Annotated in this window: 20 protein-coding genes and 1 pseudogene; 5 read left to right on the top strand and 16 right to left on the bottom strand. The window is 34.3% G+C overall.

Going from position 1 to position 16,386, the window contains the following annotated elements:
• Position 1: 1 nt before the first annotated feature.
• From ESZ47_RS02290 to ESZ47_RS02315, 7 genes are all read right to left on the bottom strand, one after another.
• On the bottom strand, positions 2 to 949 hold the full coding sequence (locus ESZ47_RS02290) for a restriction endonuclease (RefSeq protein WP_244307538.1): 948 nt from the start codon (positions 947 to 949) through the stop codon (positions 2 to 4).
• Between the two features lie 20 nt (positions 950 to 969).
• Positions 970 to 1,185, bottom strand: a complete 216-nt coding sequence (locus ESZ47_RS02295; protein ID WP_148604383.1) for a helix-turn-helix domain-containing protein — start codon at positions 1,183 to 1,185, stop codon at positions 970 to 972.
• 120 nt (positions 1,186 to 1,305) lie between these two features.
• Positions 1,306 to 1,521: a hypothetical protein gene (locus ESZ47_RS09470; protein ID WP_244307539.1), complete on the bottom strand. Its 216-nt coding sequence runs from the start codon at positions 1,519 to 1,521 to the stop codon at positions 1,306 to 1,308.
• Positions 1,522 to 1,986: 465 nt separating this feature from the next.
• Positions 1,987 to 2,088 (bottom strand): IS3 family transposase, encoded by a 102-nt coding sequence (locus ESZ47_RS09595; RefSeq protein WP_348534621.1) that lies wholly within the window; start codon positions 2,086 to 2,088, stop codon positions 1,987 to 1,989.
• Positions 2,043 to 2,549 (bottom strand): DDE-type integrase/transposase/recombinase, encoded by a 507-nt coding sequence (locus tag ESZ47_RS02305; RefSeq protein ID WP_244307540.1) that lies wholly within the window; start codon positions 2,547 to 2,549, stop codon positions 2,043 to 2,045. The genes ESZ47_RS09595 and ESZ47_RS02305 overlap by 46 nt, the downstream gene beginning before the upstream one ends.
• Before the next feature lie 207 nt (positions 2,550 to 2,756).
• A complete protein-coding gene (locus ESZ47_RS02310) occupies positions 2,757 to 3,017 on the bottom strand; it encodes a transposase (protein WP_244307541.1) in 261 nt (86 codons plus the stop codon).
• A 242-nt stretch (positions 3,018 to 3,259) separates the two neighbouring features.
• A complete protein-coding gene (locus ESZ47_RS02315) occupies positions 3,260 to 3,601 on the bottom strand; it encodes a hypothetical protein (RefSeq protein ID WP_148604385.1) in 342 nt (113 codons plus the stop codon).
• 370 nt (positions 3,602 to 3,971) lie between these two features.
• Between ESZ47_RS02315 and ESZ47_RS02320 the strand changes: the two genes are divergently transcribed.
• Both ESZ47_RS02320 and ESZ47_RS02325 read left to right on the top strand, forming a co-directional pair.
• The gene (locus tag ESZ47_RS02320) at positions 3,972 to 4,598 is read left to right on the top strand and encodes an IS1096 element passenger TnpR family protein (RefSeq protein ID WP_148604387.1); all 627 of its coding nucleotides are present in this window, start codon (positions 3,972 to 3,974) and stop codon (positions 4,596 to 4,598) included.
• A 235-nt stretch (positions 4,599 to 4,833) separates the two neighbouring features.
• The gene (locus ESZ47_RS02325; RefSeq protein ID WP_148604389.1) at positions 4,834 to 5,472 is read left to right on the top strand and encodes a DUF4230 domain-containing protein; all 639 of its coding nucleotides are present in this window, start codon (positions 4,834 to 4,836) and stop codon (positions 5,470 to 5,472) included.
• A gap of 213 nt (positions 5,473 to 5,685) precedes the next feature.
• Here the strand turns inward: ESZ47_RS02325 and ESZ47_RS02330 are convergent, their stop codons facing one another.
• Positions 5,686 to 7,062: a 5-methylcytosine restriction system specificity protein McrC gene (locus tag ESZ47_RS02330; RefSeq protein WP_148604390.1), complete on the bottom strand. Its 1,377-nt coding sequence runs from the start codon at positions 7,060 to 7,062 to the stop codon at positions 5,686 to 5,688.
• Positions 7,040 to 9,253, bottom strand: a complete 2,214-nt coding sequence (locus tag ESZ47_RS09430) for an McrB family protein (RefSeq protein ID WP_148604392.1) — start codon at positions 9,251 to 9,253, stop codon at positions 7,040 to 7,042. Before ESZ47_RS09430 ends, ESZ47_RS02330 begins: the two co-directional genes overlap by 23 nt.
• 182 nt (positions 9,254 to 9,435) lie before the next feature.
• On the opposite strand from ESZ47_RS09430, the gene ESZ47_RS02340 reads away from it, so the two are divergent.
• Entirely contained in the window at positions 9,436 to 10,053 is a 618-nt protein-coding gene (locus ESZ47_RS02340) for a hypothetical protein (RefSeq protein ID WP_148604394.1), read from the top strand.
• Positions 10,054 to 10,664: 611 nt separating this feature from the next.
• Here ESZ47_RS02340 and ESZ47_RS09560 read toward each other — a convergent pair.
• The 4 genes and pseudogenes from ESZ47_RS09560 to ESZ47_RS02355 all read right to left on the bottom strand — a co-directional run bounded on the left by ESZ47_RS09560 (position 10,665) and on the right by ESZ47_RS02355 (position 12,456).
• On the bottom strand, positions 10,665 to 10,790 hold the full coding sequence (locus ESZ47_RS09560) for a hypothetical protein (RefSeq protein WP_280114205.1): 126 nt from the start codon (positions 10,788 to 10,790) through the stop codon (positions 10,665 to 10,667).
• 18 nt (positions 10,791 to 10,808) lie between these two features.
• Positions 10,809 to 11,101 (bottom strand): annotated as a pseudogene (locus tag ESZ47_RS02345) (hypothetical protein); the annotation flags it as partial.
• A gap of 71 nt (positions 11,102 to 11,172) precedes the next feature.
• Positions 11,173 to 11,892, bottom strand: a complete 720-nt coding sequence (locus ESZ47_RS02350; RefSeq protein ID WP_148604395.1) for an alanyl-tRNA editing protein — start codon at positions 11,890 to 11,892, stop codon at positions 11,173 to 11,175.
• Between the two features lie 6 nt (positions 11,893 to 11,898).
• The gene (locus ESZ47_RS02355) at positions 11,899 to 12,456 is read right to left on the bottom strand and encodes a LysE family transporter (protein WP_148604397.1); all 558 of its coding nucleotides are present in this window, start codon (positions 12,454 to 12,456) and stop codon (positions 11,899 to 11,901) included.
• A 144-nt stretch (positions 12,457 to 12,600) separates the two neighbouring features.
• Here ESZ47_RS02355 and ESZ47_RS02360 point away from each other — a divergent pair, with 144 nt between their 5' ends.
• The gene (locus ESZ47_RS02360) at positions 12,601 to 12,999 is read left to right on the top strand and encodes a MarR family winged helix-turn-helix transcriptional regulator (RefSeq protein ID WP_148604399.1); all 399 of its coding nucleotides are present in this window, start codon (positions 12,601 to 12,603) and stop codon (positions 12,997 to 12,999) included.
• Positions 13,000 to 13,252: 253 nt separating this feature from the next.
• Here ESZ47_RS02360 and ESZ47_RS02365 read toward each other — a convergent pair whose 3' ends face one another.
• Together ESZ47_RS02365 and ESZ47_RS02370 are read right to left on the bottom strand one after the other, a co-directional pair.
• Complete coding sequence (locus ESZ47_RS02365; protein WP_148604400.1) at positions 13,253 to 14,086, bottom strand: MerR family transcriptional regulator; 834 nt, start codon at positions 14,084 to 14,086, stop codon at positions 13,253 to 13,255.
• A gap of 328 nt (positions 14,087 to 14,414) precedes the next feature.
• Complete coding sequence (locus ESZ47_RS02370; RefSeq protein ID WP_148604402.1) at positions 14,415 to 15,266, bottom strand: SDR family NAD(P)-dependent oxidoreductase; 852 nt, start codon at positions 15,264 to 15,266, stop codon at positions 14,415 to 14,417.
• A gap of 73 nt (positions 15,267 to 15,339) precedes the next feature.
• Here ESZ47_RS02370 and ESZ47_RS02375 point away from each other — a divergent pair, with 73 nt between their 5' ends.
• Complete coding sequence (locus ESZ47_RS02375) at positions 15,340 to 15,741, top strand: MerR family transcriptional regulator (RefSeq protein ID WP_148604404.1); 402 nt, start codon at positions 15,340 to 15,342, stop codon at positions 15,739 to 15,741.
• Between the two features lie 61 nt (positions 15,742 to 15,802).
• Here ESZ47_RS02375 and ESZ47_RS09475 read toward each other — a convergent pair whose 3' ends face one another.
• Positions 15,803 to 16,384: a hypothetical protein gene (locus ESZ47_RS09475; protein WP_244307542.1), complete on the bottom strand. Its 582-nt coding sequence runs from the start codon at positions 16,382 to 16,384 to the stop codon at positions 15,803 to 15,805.
• Between the last annotated feature and the right edge of the window lie 2 nt (positions 16,385 to 16,386).

Genomic DNA, 16,386 nt, shown 5'->3' on the forward strand with positions numbered 1-16,386 from the left:
CTTATTTGACCCCCTTATCGAAGAATTCCATTTTATTTGTTTTCCAATTCATGATTTTGACACGTTTACCAGGTTTGATAATCCATTCTTCTTCTGGCTCTTTTTGATCCATATAGTCCCAAAGTGACAATTGTTGGTTAATTACTTTTTCTTTTTTCTCACTCAGTGGAATAATGTATTTCAGTCCATCCATTTGGAAGACGTTGTAACTGATGATTTCAGCAATATCTTCAAACAAGCCATACAACGGTTCTTCTAACCACTTGGCGTAATAATAATCCCGATACGTATACAACAAGTTTTCACGGGCAAGTAGCAAGGAGTCCCCACTCCATTCAAAGCCATAACTTGATTTGAAGGCTTCTTCAACTAGACGTTGCCATTCTGCTTTATCTTCAACTTCAGCATTAATGCGCTTTAGCTTGCGGTCAACGAAACCTACACGTTCAGTAAACGGAATGATTTCACCGGTCTCCATATCATAGCGTGATGCCATATATGGGGCTTCACCACAAGTTATTTCAAGCCAAGTACGATTCACATAGGTTTCCAAGTCGTCATCTTGATAATCCTTATCTACCTCATCATTTTGTTTCTTTACAATCCAAGTCGGTGTGAACACTTCTGCCTTTGACTTAGTCCGTTCCTTTTGTAATTCACGAGATTTCAAAGCACGTGGCATAATCAATTGTCCGCGATTGCCGGTAACCAAGTTAGGCTTCATTTGTGAAGTAGCAGCATATTCCTTAAAGTCATACTGAATGTAGTTTTCATTCGCCCAGATGATATTCTTTTTTGTCCTTGTCGTTGATGTAGTGCGGTCAATCAACAGAGTATCAAGAATGGCGGGCATTGTTTCGCGCAGCAAATTCTCTTGAATATTTGCTGCACTGATATTTTCAATCATGTCATCACGATTGTTAGTTAATTCTGTTTCTTTTTCTAACACAGGCAAACAACCTCCACCTTTCATTTCTTGATAGTGCTTTGTTCTATACTGATGATATCTCCAATATCGACGCCCAATGTTTCAGCAATTTTCACCAGTGATTCCAAAGCCACCGGTTCATTCTTACCAAGCTTAGCGATGACATTACCACTAATCCCAGCAGCATCCCGCAGTTGGGTTTTATTCATTTCTTTATCAATCAATAATTTCCATAGTTTTTTATAGGTAATCGGCACGTTCTCACCTCGGCTTTTCTAACTTGATAATATAAGTTCCATAAGTTATATTATATCATGATATGCAAATATTTTCTCATTGTACCTTCAACTTTAATTGGAATTTTTATGTAATGATAATTACTTTTCGGCTTTCTTGCGTCTACCGGCAGGAGAGCCTTTTGGTGTCCAATCGCCTAGTTCGTATTTAAACTTGCTACCATCAATGAAAGTAAAATCCAACCGCCTATCCTTCCTAACAATAATTTTCTCAACAATCATTCCCATATCATTTCGATCAGAAACGGCATCCCCGATGTGCTGACTAACTTGAACTCCTAAGATATTCCCTAGCATCTCAATTATATCCTGTCGCTTGTCCAGAAAATTCCTCACTGCTGCATCCAGTACCATTTCTAGCAGTTCATCATAAACATGGGGCGTCCCGCAGGCCGTCCTTTTCTGGCATTGCCATACCCGCTCCCTTTCCTTACTTCCCTTATACGCATGGCGCTGATGTCAAGATTATGGACAGGTTTTTTCGGCACCGAGAGTTGCCGGCCTCCGAAAATTTTTCAAAACCCGGATTTCAGCTTAAAACGGCGTGAATTCTGGGTGTTTTTTGTAGGTGGAACAGGGCCGAGCCCTGCCCGTGAGAGAAAACGGGTGGTATAGATTGTGAACCAGCCGGATTTCACAAGGTGTATCGTGCAACAAATAAGCCTTCACAAAGCGAATTTTTGAAATTCACAAGTGACGGCTTATAAACGGCGTCGTATCGGCTAGTGCCGATAACCGAGATTGAGTCAACCAAACATTGGTCTAGGAGGCTTGAAGCCATTCAATGCGTGAATTAATACGTTCGTTGTTGTACCAGTTCACATACGATTCGACAGATGCCCTGACATCATCAATGTTCTGTATTCTTCGTGATAAATCAGCTCACGCTTGATGAGCGAATGAAAGCTCTCGATACGTGCGTTGTCGTAAGGATGCCCCTTACGCGAGTAAGAATGATCTATCCCAGCGTTTTGCAACGTTCCTTCGAACAGACTTGAAGTGTACTGGCTTCCCATGTCGCTGTGAATCATCTTTGGTTTACCGTTGGCTCTTAGAGCCTTCACGACAACAGTCGTTGCGAATTCTTTGGTCATCTCTGAACTCAGTCCATATGAGACAACACGGCGTTTTTCTGGGTCATAGACCGTCGCCAGGTAAACCCAGTCTCTATTCATCAGCTGGATGTACGTGATGTCAGTCGTTAGAACGCCACTCAAATCTTCCAAATTCTTCATGAGATTGGGCTTTTGTGGTGTGTCAGTGGTCGTCGTCGGCTTCTTATATGACTTCCTGACCATGCGAGATTTAAGGCTCATCTCATTCATGAGCTCCCAAACCAAACGATCACCAACTTCAGTGTTCAAAATGAACCGTAAAAATGCGGCGATGCGTCTCTTGTTGGCTGGGATGCCAATTTTCCCATTGATAATAAGTGCTTCGAGCTATATTCAAAGCTGATAAAACGCTTGTTATGCGGTGTCCCATTACGAGCGAACTGTCAATGATTTCCAGTCCTAACTCGGGATTTTGCGTTAGTTGTACCTCGGAAGTAACACCGCGGCTCGTTTTAAAATCTCAAGTTCTTCGCGAAGTTTGTCGTTTTCCTTTTGTAATGCGTTTACATCAGCTTGCGTCCATTTTTCGCCGTCCACTTCGTGGACCGCGTACAACTTGACCCAGTTACGGATTGAGTCGACCGAAGATCCGTATTCAGCGGATAGATCAGTATATGAGCGGCCTTGATTGTGCATCTCAACAAGAGACGGCTTAAATTCTTTTTTGTATCGAATCATATTAAAAAATGCTCCTATGCTATTAGTTTACAGGGCAGAAGAAAATCTGTCCGTAAATCTAGCATAAGAGCACACTAATTATATCTATAATTCATATTTATATTATGCCACTAATCAACGTAAATTGACCATACTAATTGAACAAGATTGCGTTCTATCAAATCAATAATCTAATTGAGCTTTTAAACAGCACTTGATATCACGGCAGACACAAAAAATCCTGGTTTGAGTGTTCCATCACATTAATTAGCATTATATAAAATATCCAGAATTTTAACTTTTTCATCAGGATTAGCTTTCTTATATCTGTTTTTCAGTTCGATAACAATTTGTGTTCTCGCCCTGTAAGCTGCCATACCTTTCAAATCATAGAATTTGTGATACAAATTCAAATTATTTTGGATGGCCTGACTATTAAGATGTTGCAGCTGTTCAGTTGCTAATTGTTCAATAGTTTCATTTTCTGTATTTTTCAGTATTAATGCTAAATCTGCTTCAGAAATGTCGGGTGTTTTAATTGATTCAATTAACCCGTATTGCTTTAAAGCCATGAATCGTAGTTGATCATCTAGTATACTTGACATCTATTTCTCCTGTTTCACGTCACTGGGACTTTGTCACAAAAAAACCGCGCTCGATATACGAACACGGTTAAGTGACGTATATCCGTTTACAGTGGAGCACCTTACCGGCCGGCAGGTTGCTGCTAGGTCAAAGTGTGTAACCACTCACTAGCTCTTGATATAACACGTGATTTATTTGTTGAATTAAATTTATAATATTTCTTTGCTAATGTCAAGGCATTTCTCAAGCAAAATTATTTAGCAAACATTAACTGCAATAAACCCCAGTATAGTGTAGCAATAATCTCAGTATTATAAATTTATACTAGCCTTAAGGCTGATATGCTAAACTTATTTTTAACAAACAAAAATAACTTGAAAGAAATAAACAATGGCCACTCATACTATCTATCAAATTGAAGCTAAACTTGATGATTTCCAACCAGTCATTGGTCGAACGATTTTGATTAATGCGGAACGCTCACTTGCATATTTGGGGTATACCTTAATATCTGCTTTTGGATTAGAAGGCTCCCACCTATTTGGTTTTCAAAAGAGTTTTGAACTTTTTAATCATCAGCAATCTTACTATTATTTATTACCAGAAATGGATTTACCAGAATTCGTAGCACCCGGTAAGCATCATAGTGTCATGGAAACAAATTTGAGTCAATTTTTTTCGTCTTCAAATCTCAGCAATCAATTTACATTTCAGTACGACTTCGGAGATAATTGGAAGATTTCTTTAAACGTTGAATCAATGGAAACAAAAGAAATATTGTTGCATGACATTCCTAGGGTCACTGGAGGATCGGGCTATGGACTAATCGAAAATATCGGCGGCAACTCTGGATTACATGATTATATAGAGGCATTTGGCAGTGGTGAGCTTGATCATTATTATGAGATTTTTGGTAATCAACTACCCCACCTTCGTCCCTTCTCGTTGCCAATTGCCAATGAGAAACTGAAGCCAGAAATAAGCATTTTGAGGCGTCAATACGAAGAGAATGAGTAGATAGGAAAACTCAAGTTATTGTTTTTAGTGAGGTCCTATAATATGATATAGTAATGAGTAATTGAGAGAATTTACTGGAGTGTGAGATGAAAAAAGCGATAACTTTTATTTTAGTTTTGGTATTGTTTGGATTACTATTTTTAAATCCTACCCTGGCTTTTGTTGGATTGGTAATTTTTGGATTAGTTATGAAATTCGTTAACAAAAAATAATATATACAGCGGGTACAACTATAATGAAGTTTAGGCGAAGAAGTAGTAGAGCTAAGACATGGCTTATCCTTGTCTTGTTAGTCGTGATTTTAATTGTCGGTTTGATTGCTGGTTTTAAATTAAATAGTCTTTTCAATAATCAAGATGCCGGAATTCAAACCAGTCAGTCAACTACAGCTACAATGGTTAAAAACCTTGAAAAAGTTGATGAACATGTTTTTTTGAATGTCGGTATACAAGATATCGAAACAAGACAAAATAATCTTAAAATACCATGGACTCACATAGGGGTACCACTAACAGAGAAAAAAGCGATAATTATTTTAAACTATGATGCTAAGTTGGGAATCAAAAATCCTGTCAAGATTAAATATAATGATAAGAACCAAGTTGATATTACAGTACCTAAATTCGACGTTATTGGTGTTGAATTAGATAAGAAAAACCCTTACCAACTTTATGATGACAGTGGCAATATTTTGAGTGCATCAACAAAAAACGTAGATACGGGGCAACTTGTTTCTCAAGCACTTTCAAGTAGTAAACAAAAGCATTACTTAAAAACATACAAAGACATGATTCAGGATTCGGCTAAGGATTATTACACCACACTGTTCAAGTCGACTGGCAAAGAAACAAGTGTGAAAGTTAATTTTGAGTAATAGAATAATGCTACATAATAACTAATTTAAAAGACGTCTAACACCGAAAATGTTAGACGTCTTTTAAACTTGTATCCTTTCATGGCTTGTGTTCATAAAAAAGAAACTGTTCACGCACCAGAAAATATGCGAATTGTAGTTAGTGAAATACTGATATTTTACCAAGTGCGTAGTAGGATATCTAGACTTTACTTTAGATCAGAATAAAAGTAATTAGTAGCCAACATCTTGATCATTAATTATCGATTTTACAAGTTGGGTTTCATTCAATTTCATTTCTTGAGAAAACTCAGAATATGTTAAATCCTTATTGTCCGGTATCATCAAACCCAATTTTGTAATAATAATATCTTCTTGATGCTTCACATTATTTTCAAAAGTGGTTCCTTCGTTCAAATACATTTTCGATTCAGAATCTGATTCGTTGTTGTTTGCTGGATAAATGTAAAACCCCATTTTGGCTTTAAATCGAAACATATATGCCAAAACTTGTAAATAGTCTTTATTTGCAATGTTCTTAATGGGTTTATATTTAGCGTCTGCAATTATTCTTTTGTTACTATTTTTACTAATAAAATCAGGATAAATTCGGCCAATTTGGAAATAATTTTTGCTTTTTGAAAATAATTGTTGCGCATCTATACCTAACTTGTTTTTTGGATGATAAAAATTTGTCCCAATCAACTTATTGATGTATTCTTCCCAAAGCCATGCCCCATCAAATAAGATACCATTAATATGATTTGGACCAAAGCCTATGTTGTGTTTTTGATGTTGCAAGATTTTTAAGCATAAACGCTGTAATAAACGATACTCATGATAATAGGCATGTCTAATAGGATTGTGTTTGTTATTTGTCATAACTCTATTTCGGTCAAAATATTGATAATTTGGTGTAGATTCAATGATTTTATCCGATTGATCTTTACATTTTGCGAGGATTACCTTTCCAAATTCCTTAGTTTTAACAAATTCAATAGTATGCCGAACGAGCTGATTCATAGCATTGTCAAATGAAAATTCTCGCTGTTTAAAAGCAACATTACCAACAAATGGTGTATTGACTTGAACGTGTTTTTTTACGTCTATGATGCCCTTCACGTTCGAATTATTGTAGCTTCGCCAGACATAGGTTTTATAAAGCCCTTTGCGCATAGCTTTCTTCAAATACAATGGAAATAAAAAAATATAAAGATTAAAAATTCGTTCTGATTGACTAAAAGAAGTATCAAAATCAGTTACATTTGGTAGATCAAGAACTTTTTCCAACAAATATTGAAAAAAATAATCGTTCCTTTGCTGCTCATCACCTTGAACAAGTGAAAAACGTGATTGAATAATCAATTCTTCGTCGTCAAAACCCAGAAATCCCATAACGTTACTTGAACGATAACTATTATTCACACTTTGTAAAACCATTTGGTCGCCACTTAGATCATCAGAGTTATCTGTGATATTTGGGAAAACAAATAAGTCTTCTTCCTCTAACTGGTTCAATGTTTTATCCAAAATCTGGTTCGTTAATGAAGATATCGAATTCAATATCGACTTATCGTTCATTGTATTATCAGTAATTAGTATCGTTTTCATCTTGAGTACTCTTTTGATAATATGCCGCTTGGAACCGATCCATGATTTCACTTTCATTATACATGCCACGTATGTACTCTTCTAAAAGAGGTTGCAGATAATCATTCCAAAGTTCATCAAAGTCAATCTGTTCAAGTTTCAAAAAATATGATGGGCCAATTTGATAGTTTTCATTCAACTCTTCTGTTGCAGAAATTTCATTATTTAGATCAGTTAATTTTTTAATAGCTTGCTCTCTAACACTGTCCTCGAGCGTATCCAACATTTTCAATTGGTCTGATGCTTTTATTTCTACAAAACGGAATCGACGCCTCATAGCAAAATCAAAGCTATCGACAGAACGATCAATATCGTTCATAGTACCAATGATATAAACATTTTCTGGTACAAAAAACATTTCGCTAGGATCATCATGCAAGTTAGCATATTGTGTTGACACAGCACCGGTTTCTCCACGATAACCGGGATCGATACTGTAAAACAATTCACCAAATATCTTTGAAATTTCACCCCGATTAATTTCGTCAATAATGAAAACAAATGGTTTTTTATTTACTGGACTTTTTCGTTCATGATTTTTAAGTTTCTGTTGGTTCTCTCGAATGTCTTTGTATATTGAAAAATAATAGGAATTTTCCTGCCGCTGTATGATATTGTATTTTTTGAAAAAGTCTGATACATCTTTAGGACGAGAAAAATCAGAATCGAAAGACGCCAACATTTTCAACAAATAATTCGTTTTTAAAACAACCTTGTGAGATATATTACTTCTTGGTGCAATTAAATTAATTTTATCATTATCAATAGTATCAAAATAAAATTCACTACCCTCCTGGAGTTTCAATTTAGATTCACCAATCGTAATAGTTTCAATATAGGCATTCAGCAAAATTTTCGTATCATTTTCAAGTGTCTGTTCTTCATCTGACTTTTGTGACAGTTCCAAATTCTGTCGTGCTTTTCTTATAAACTCTGTAAAAACACCGTTCTTAAGTTCAAATCCCATATTACCATCTGCATCTGCTAATGGCCTTAATCCTTCTACAAAGTCGGTGTAATCATAACTAGGGTGGAATTGAACAAAACCGATTTGTTTTTGTTGTTCTTCTGATAAGTTGTTTACATCTGTTGTTTCTCCGTTACTGATAATATCTGCTGCCATTGATTTTGCCAAAAATGTTTTGCCAGTACCTGGTGCGCCTCGAAGAATCATATTTTTAGAATTAAGTAGTAGTTCTGATTCCTTCATGTGCATGTCTTTATCACCTTTTCTGTCATGTTGAGATAAATATTTTTGATAATCTTGATACCAGTTACGTATTTTGAAATTAGAATAATTCCACCCATGTCGACCATTACCTTTGACAATGTTTAAATCATCAATAATTGCATTCATTTCTTGATGGTGGTTCAAAATGATGCCATTTATCAAATCAGATATTTTCAAAAATTCATCACTCGTTGCAATAGCAAACAAGTTATCTGGGATTAATTTTATTGCTTCTTTATCAGTTTCTGTAAGACTCTTAATGTATGAAAGTAACTGCCTGATAGATACTAACTTTATCCTTTGATAATTTTCTTTATCATCCCAATATCCAGATAACCAGTTTGCTTTAGGAATCGCTGCTGTCCATTTCCCCTGGTCATAAAAATCCAAAAAGTCTTGTTTTCTATTTTGTAGTTCTGTCGGAATAGTTCTGTGATTATTAGAGATTAATCCTGACTTGTTCAAAAAATAATTATAGTCTTGCTTGACATTGTTAAGGGCAAATTGAATTAACTGACTGGTATCAGCTATTTTATCTGAATCTGAAACTTTCCAAATGGTCTGTCGATTGGTATAAAAATACCACTCTCTGGATTTAAAATCAGTTTCCCAATTTATGAATAAATTATGACCATCATGAGGATTTTGTTTTACATGGCCTAATTTTTTCAATTTCATGACAGAAACAGATTTATCATTATAGTTTTCAAATGGTAGTTCATGAGTACGCGTGTACGTCGATTTTAAAATGACGGCATCGCCTATCTTAATTTCATTCAAAAGTGCTAACATTTTTTGGTACTGTTCATTATCTTCTTGACCAACCCAACCCAGTTGCCATTGACCGTTTGCAATAAATTCATCTGAAAAATCTTTTTCTCCCATCATCGTCCCGACGAAATAAACATCGTTATTAGTCATAATAAAAGTAACTCCTCATTTGTTAAACTATTTGCACTAAGTATTTAAATTGTACCCTCAACCACTCGTACTAGTAAAGCAAGTTTTGACATTAACAGTTACTTTCTGTCACACAAATTAGTTGCCTATGTCAATGATTAATTTACTAATATATATTTATATCATTTTTTTAGGAGAAAAAGATGGATTTAAAAAAGAATGCAAAACAATTTTGGAGTAAAATCAACGATTTTTGGCATAATTTATCAGCTAATAAAAAATTGCTGACGAGTGGTATTACACTGTTTATAATAGTGATGGCAATTATTGGATCAATTGTTAAAACTAATATCGACAATAGTAAACTAAGTCTGCAAATGTTGGAATACAAGAAAAACGGTACACTTTTTCCTGAACTTCCAGAGAAAGCTGATGAAAATATCAATCATATCGTATATATAAAGAGACAAACAGCATCCAAATCACATGTGAAAATTGGTTTTAGAATTTTTGGTGATACCACAACAGCCGATGCTAATGGCTACTTTAAGTTAACCTATGACGATAATATTCAAGAAAACACAAACATCAAAATCACGACAAAACACAATAATATACATATCAGCAAAATAGTAACAGTAGTACCTAGTGCTAAGAAACTGCAAGCAATTGAAAAACAAAACAAGCAGATTGAACAATACAAAAAAGAAGCAGAAGCAGTAAAAAAATCGTCATTAAAAAACCAAATCCTTCGCAGAAGCAAAAAATTCAATTCAAGGGATATCTTCCTCAATTATTGTGACTTCGAAATCAAACGATAATGAATTTACAGAAGTTTCTGACTCTGATATAGTCACAGATGTCAATGTGAAACAAACAAAGCTGTATCCGTTGAACTATACTTAGAACCTTGTGATTCAGCCAAAAAGGCACTGGCGGGAAAAAGACCAGTGAACAAAAAAGTAAAGATTTAGAAACTGCAAAAAATAAGTATAAAAAAATGTCAAGACTTGTGAGGTAAAGTTCAATGATTATGCCATTGAATACTTAATTGATAAAAACACTTCAACAATTTAGGAAACTACCACTGATGATCATTCTATTTCTCAGTCTAAGTTCACTGGTAGTATGGGTGAGACAATCAGTTTCAATTTAGATGGACTAGAAAGGACTGGTTTTAATCATTATGCCGGAAATGATTTGGTAGCTATTTTTAATGATTCAAATGGTAATTCTAACAAAGCCATCCAGATGGACCTTGAAACAACTAAAAATTCCTACTTTAAAACTTTAAATTTGGATTTACAGTGTTGGTCAATATCATTCAGTGAGGTATCTTCAATCTGCGCTAAATGTTTCCTTTTCCAACTGTTAAATGAGCGTTACCAACCTGCCACCGCCCTTTCATGTCTCGAGGTAAGGCATCATAAATTTATTTGATGGCTTTAGCATGACGATCATTTAATAGATTTTCAGGCGCTGTCTCAACAATTTCTTTTTTAAATCCACCAACGCCTCTCAATATTTCCTGATGCCGCAATAGTTCTTGTGATGACATTAACTGTTTTATAAACTGTCATTTGGCTTGATATAATTGTTCTTCAATCTTATTCGAACCACTTTCTGTATTGCGATCAGCTCCCTTAATCAGCAAATCTAAATCACGGTAAGCAAAGGTTAACTCAATTGATTTTGAGATCAAATCTTGTACCTTGGATGCTAATTCTTTGTTAAAAAAGCACATCTCCGTATATTTGAGAGTGTGCTTGTCTGAATTTTAGCTTGTAATTGCGTTGATACACTCAAGGTTGTTTGGAAGTTTGGCACACCCGCTTTGAATTAAAATCCTTGTCTGTCGCTTACAACTGTCTAATTTCCGATACCAAATGAATAAACTTAAAATAACATAGCCTAAGCATGGTTTCTGCTCTGTACTATCGTTAACTTATTATTTCTACTTTTGCTCTTATTTTTTTACTTCCTTTGCTTTTAGCAGTAAAAATCAAATTCTTTGAGATTTTGTTTGTGTTGGAAACATGAGTTCCAGCACACGCCTCTGTGTCCAAATTGTCAATTGTAACAAGTCTAATCTTGCTAATTTCTTTAGGAATGAGACTAACAACTGTTCTAACTTTTGAACTTTCATCTTTAATATTTTTTCGATTAATTACTTTTGTAGTGACCGAATGATTATTAGATAAAGTTGTGAGAACAGCATCCCAAAATGTATGTTGATCAAACGCACTCTTTTTTGTATTAGTTGGAAACAATAGTTCAATACGAGCGTGATCATCAAATATTTCACTACTTGAAACTCTGCACTCATATTCACTCCCTGCTACCGCTGCGATTAAGTGTAACAAAGTATGATATTGACATTTTTGTTCTCTATCAGTTTTATTAACTAGTTGCCGTACTGGTTGTTTTGAATTTAATTCATCGTCAAGAGTATAAATAATCGTGTCATCTTTTTGCTGTGCATCAAGCACGGTAAATTCTTTGCTGTTTTGTATGATGTGGGCAATATCCATTGGTTGTCCACCACCGCCTGGATATATAATTGTTTTTTCAAACTCAACTACATTTCCTTCAACTTTTTTAATTTTGGTTTCTAATTCGGTTAAATCACTTTGCTGTAAATATATCAATTTTTCTGACATGCGTTTTCATCTCCATAAATCTATAATTGAAATAATCAAAAGTATAGCAATGACTGTATTAAAAATTTTGTAATGCTTTTTGTACGTATTTTCAATAAGTTGTCCAAATAGCGTCCAAGACAATGTCCCCAATGAACCCATTATAATCATTAATAGCAATCGAGAAAGCATACTTCCAAGTTGCCCAGTTAAACTATAAGCTGAAAGACCAGTTATAAAATATAAATATACCTTGACGTTAGTTAATTGAACAGCTAAACCATTTTTAAATCCCAAAATCATCATTTCATTTTTTGATGGCTTGCTATTGTAAACATGATAAGTTAAATAACCCAGATACAAGCTTCCAATTATCTTCATTAAAAATAGAATTATCTGATTTCCCTGAACTTGTGTAGCAAAAAACATGATTATTATTCCGATAACTGAAAACCCGATTGCCATGCCTAAGTTCAAAGGTAAGCTTTTTTTAAATCCCATGTTTTGCCCCGATAGCATAGCCATAATGGTGTTCGGACCAGGTGTGAATGACATGATAAATATAAATAAAATAAATGACGTCATGAATTATCCTCTCTTTTCCATTGCATATGCAATGAATTTTAAGAAAATTATATCAACATATCATTGCGTTTGCAATGGGTTTTGAAATATATGTTATACTAATTTCAATTACAGCGCTTCAAAAGCCAAAATAAAGGAGAAATAATGTTTGAAATTATTAGAAATATAGGTTCTATCACCCGAAAATTACAAATTCAAAGTAATCAAAAATTTAATTCGTTAAATTTGGGAAATAATCGATTTATTTATATTATTCGTATTTGTGAGAATCCAGGAATGTTTTTAGGCGAGATAGCTGACCAACTCAGTATTGACAGAACAACAGCTTTTCGGACAATTAAAAACTTAGAAAAATTAGGTTATCTTAATACAGTTGAAGATAGTAAAGATAAGCGATTAAGGAGAATTTATCCTACAAACCTCGCTTCCGAAATTTATACAGAACTTCATTTTTTTGAACAATCCAGTTCAGAAACGTTACTACAAAAACTTAATAACCAAGAAAAAGAGCAACTTTTACAATTATTGAGGAAAATAATGTAATTGATTGATTAAATGCAAATCTTAAAGGTTCTTTGAACAACGATAAATAAAAAAAGTCAGCACACTGGCAATTATCATAGCAACATGTAGTGATTCACTCGAACGCATAAAGATTAAAAATATCGGAAACATAAACCCAACCCCGACCATAAAGCTAAAATATATTAATTTTTGCGCCATTGTAACAACTAAAAAAGACCGATTGTTTAATCAGTCTTTAGCCTCTCGTATTTTTTTGTGAACTATTCAATGGTTACTGATTTACCGGCAGTTGTAGTTCAACCGTGAGTATTTTTTCAGAATCATTTGGATCCGTATGATAAATTTCTCTCATAGGACCAGAAATATGATAATTATTTTCCGTGACCCATTTGAGTAACTGATTGCCGCTGTCCCCAATATTTTCTAACCCTTCATTATGAATGATTGAAGCTACCTTTGCCGCTGGTATTTCTCTAATTTTAACACTAGATAATTTTTCAATATTGAGCGTACTAGTAATTGGCTCAACAATTTCTTGATCAACGGATTCAGCATCTTGACTTAAATATAAACCTGAATAATACATTGTTAAACAAGGTGTGGATAGAATTCCACCACTGTTTTTTATTTCGTTTTCTAGAGTAGCCCATATATTTTCAGAAAACTCATCGTAAGTCTTAGAACTCTTTTGATATGTTTTTCGTAATGCAGCTGCTAAAAATGGCCGAGTGGTTTTAATAGTAATGCCGTTCATAAAATTAATTCCTCCGTTATTATATAGAAATAAATTGGTTTGAATATGTTTTATTTGTTGTTCAGTTTGATTAATCACTTTTTGTAGTTCTTTGACTTGCTTATCAGCAATTTCTCGAATTTTTTGTGCGTCATTTGCATCATTAGCAAAAAAGTATGCCATTTCTTTGATTGTTAAACCTAACTCCTTCAAAGAATTTATTTCGGCTACACGCAAAAGTTGTTCAGAACTATATTCTCGGTATCCATTAGTCTTATTGACGCTAAATGGTTTTAGAATATTTAATCGATCATAGTATCTTAGTGTATACACAGATATATCACTAATTTTAGAAAACTCATCAATTTTCAAACCAAAATTCCTCCAATTTTTTATGTGAAACTACTTTCGAAAGTAACAGCAATATCAATTGATAAGTTTATTCTAAACTATCGAGCTACTCTAATGTCAATTCAGAAAGAATTATATTTTTGTTAGTGATTAAGTTCGTGTGACTATTGACTTGTTTTCTCTCCTAGTTAGACATAGTCATTAGTCAAAATACAAAAAAATCACACAATTAAAAAAATTTCCCACGCCCGACTGTACAGTTAAAACAAAGCAATTCTTGTAACATTTTATTCTAAAAAGAGACTGATTGTTTAATCAGTCTCTAGTCCATTCTTTTAATTTTAGTAAATCATTTACCCTTTTTATGAAAATCCGTTGCTAAGGTTATCTCACGATTGTGTTCAAACTTGTTTAAAAGATCTTTGTATTTTTCGGTCGCTCTTTCATAGGCATCAGAACCCAATAATAGACGAAATGGTTTGTCTTCTATTTGGTGTGTGTCAAAAACTACTTTCGCAAATAAAGACGGATTACCAGGTTGATGACCGGAAAGTTTTTGCAGTCCTTTTATATTATTACCGGCCGTAGCATCGTATACCGAACTAATCGACGTATTAACAACTGAGGACCTATCAGCAAAATCTGTTTTGAAGTCACCTGGCTCAAGCAATGTCACATCAATTCCAAGTGGCGCAACTTCTTGAGATAAACTTTCGGTTAGTCCCTCTAATGCAAATTTTGTCGCGTGATAATAACCAAAACCAGCAAAAGCCCTCAATCCGCCTAGTGAAGAGACGTTCATAATATGACCACTTTTCTGTTTTCTCATGATGGGTAAGACAGCGTCTAACATGTTTTTGACACCCCAAAAATTTACATCAAACATGCTTTTAGCTTTATTATCATCAGCAAATTCTACTGACGAAAAATAGGCATATCCAGCATTATTAAGCAACACGTCAATCTGATTCCAGGTTTTGACAACAGTTTCAATAGCGGTTGCTATTTGTTGTTTGTCAGTGACGTCGACTGGCAAAATCATTAAGTCATCGTGATTGGTATATTGTTGAGTATACTTTCTGATAACTTCAGGATTTCTAGCTGTGGCAACCACCTTGCATTTTTGAGTTAACAAAAATTGCACCAAGGATTTACCTAGTCCTGTTGATGCGCCAGTAATAAACCATACGTCTTTTGTCATTGTATTTTCTCCTATAATCCATTAGTATTTTAAATATACCGCATGATAGTAACTATCAGTCAAGGAGAAAAAAATGTATACCATTAATGATGTAGCTCAATTTTTTTCAGTTTCACCATATACTTTAAGATTTTATGCTAAGAAAGAGTTATTTCCCAATATTCTCCGAAATAAGCAAAACGCCCGCCTTTTTTCTGACAAAGATTTGGAATACGTTGAAATGGTTCTAGCTCTCCGACACACTGGAATGAGTTTACCGTCTATTAAGAACTATATTGATCTTTGTGCATTAGGCGACCAAAGTATTAGTGAACGACTAAATATTATTAAAAATGAGCTAAATAATGCCGAAGAAAAAGTCAGAGATAGTATTAAGCAACGTGATATTTTACAAAAAAAGCTTTCCTACTATGAGAAAGCAATTGATAATGGTGAAACCAATGTAACTTGGTCAACACAGCATCATTTCCACTGAATAACTTATACCGTTAATTATATTTGTAGCCGGTATTCATATCATCAAGACGGCCAAATTGTTAGCAATGCCTATGCCTAGTTTGTCCTATTTTTATAGTATGGTGGAAATCCATCATATTTTCTACTAATATGCCGCAAATAGTTAAAAAAAGCACCCAACAGATTAATTTCCAGTTGGGTGTTTTTACTTTTTTCGCTAGACCAGCCTCTTCAATCGCCGTTTTTAGCATATATACGCGATTTTCAGCTTCGTAAAAAACTTTGCCAGTAGGAAAAAAATTAACTAATGGGTCAGCTGATGCAGACTTTTCATAATAGCGCTTACCCGCTTCCTCTTTAACAATTTCAATCATACCTTTATCTAAAAGATATTGATGCATTTTTGGAATAACGGTCGGATGAATGTATACCTTATCTAACTGACGTTCATTTATAAATTGTTTTAATATGGTAATATGTGATTTGTGCACAGGATTAAATGTACCAAGAAATAAACCGACACCACCTTTAGAAGGTATGAGGCCCCAAATATCTGTTATTAAACTTATAAATATACCAATAATACCAAGTAATAGTCCCAATACGATAAAAATCATCTGAATTTCTTTATAACCTATTGCAGCTAACGCACTAATAATCACAT

Source organism: Leuconostoc litchii, assembly GCF_008107645.1.
GTDB lineage: Bacteria > Bacillota > Bacilli > Lactobacillales > Lactobacillaceae > Leuconostoc > Leuconostoc litchii.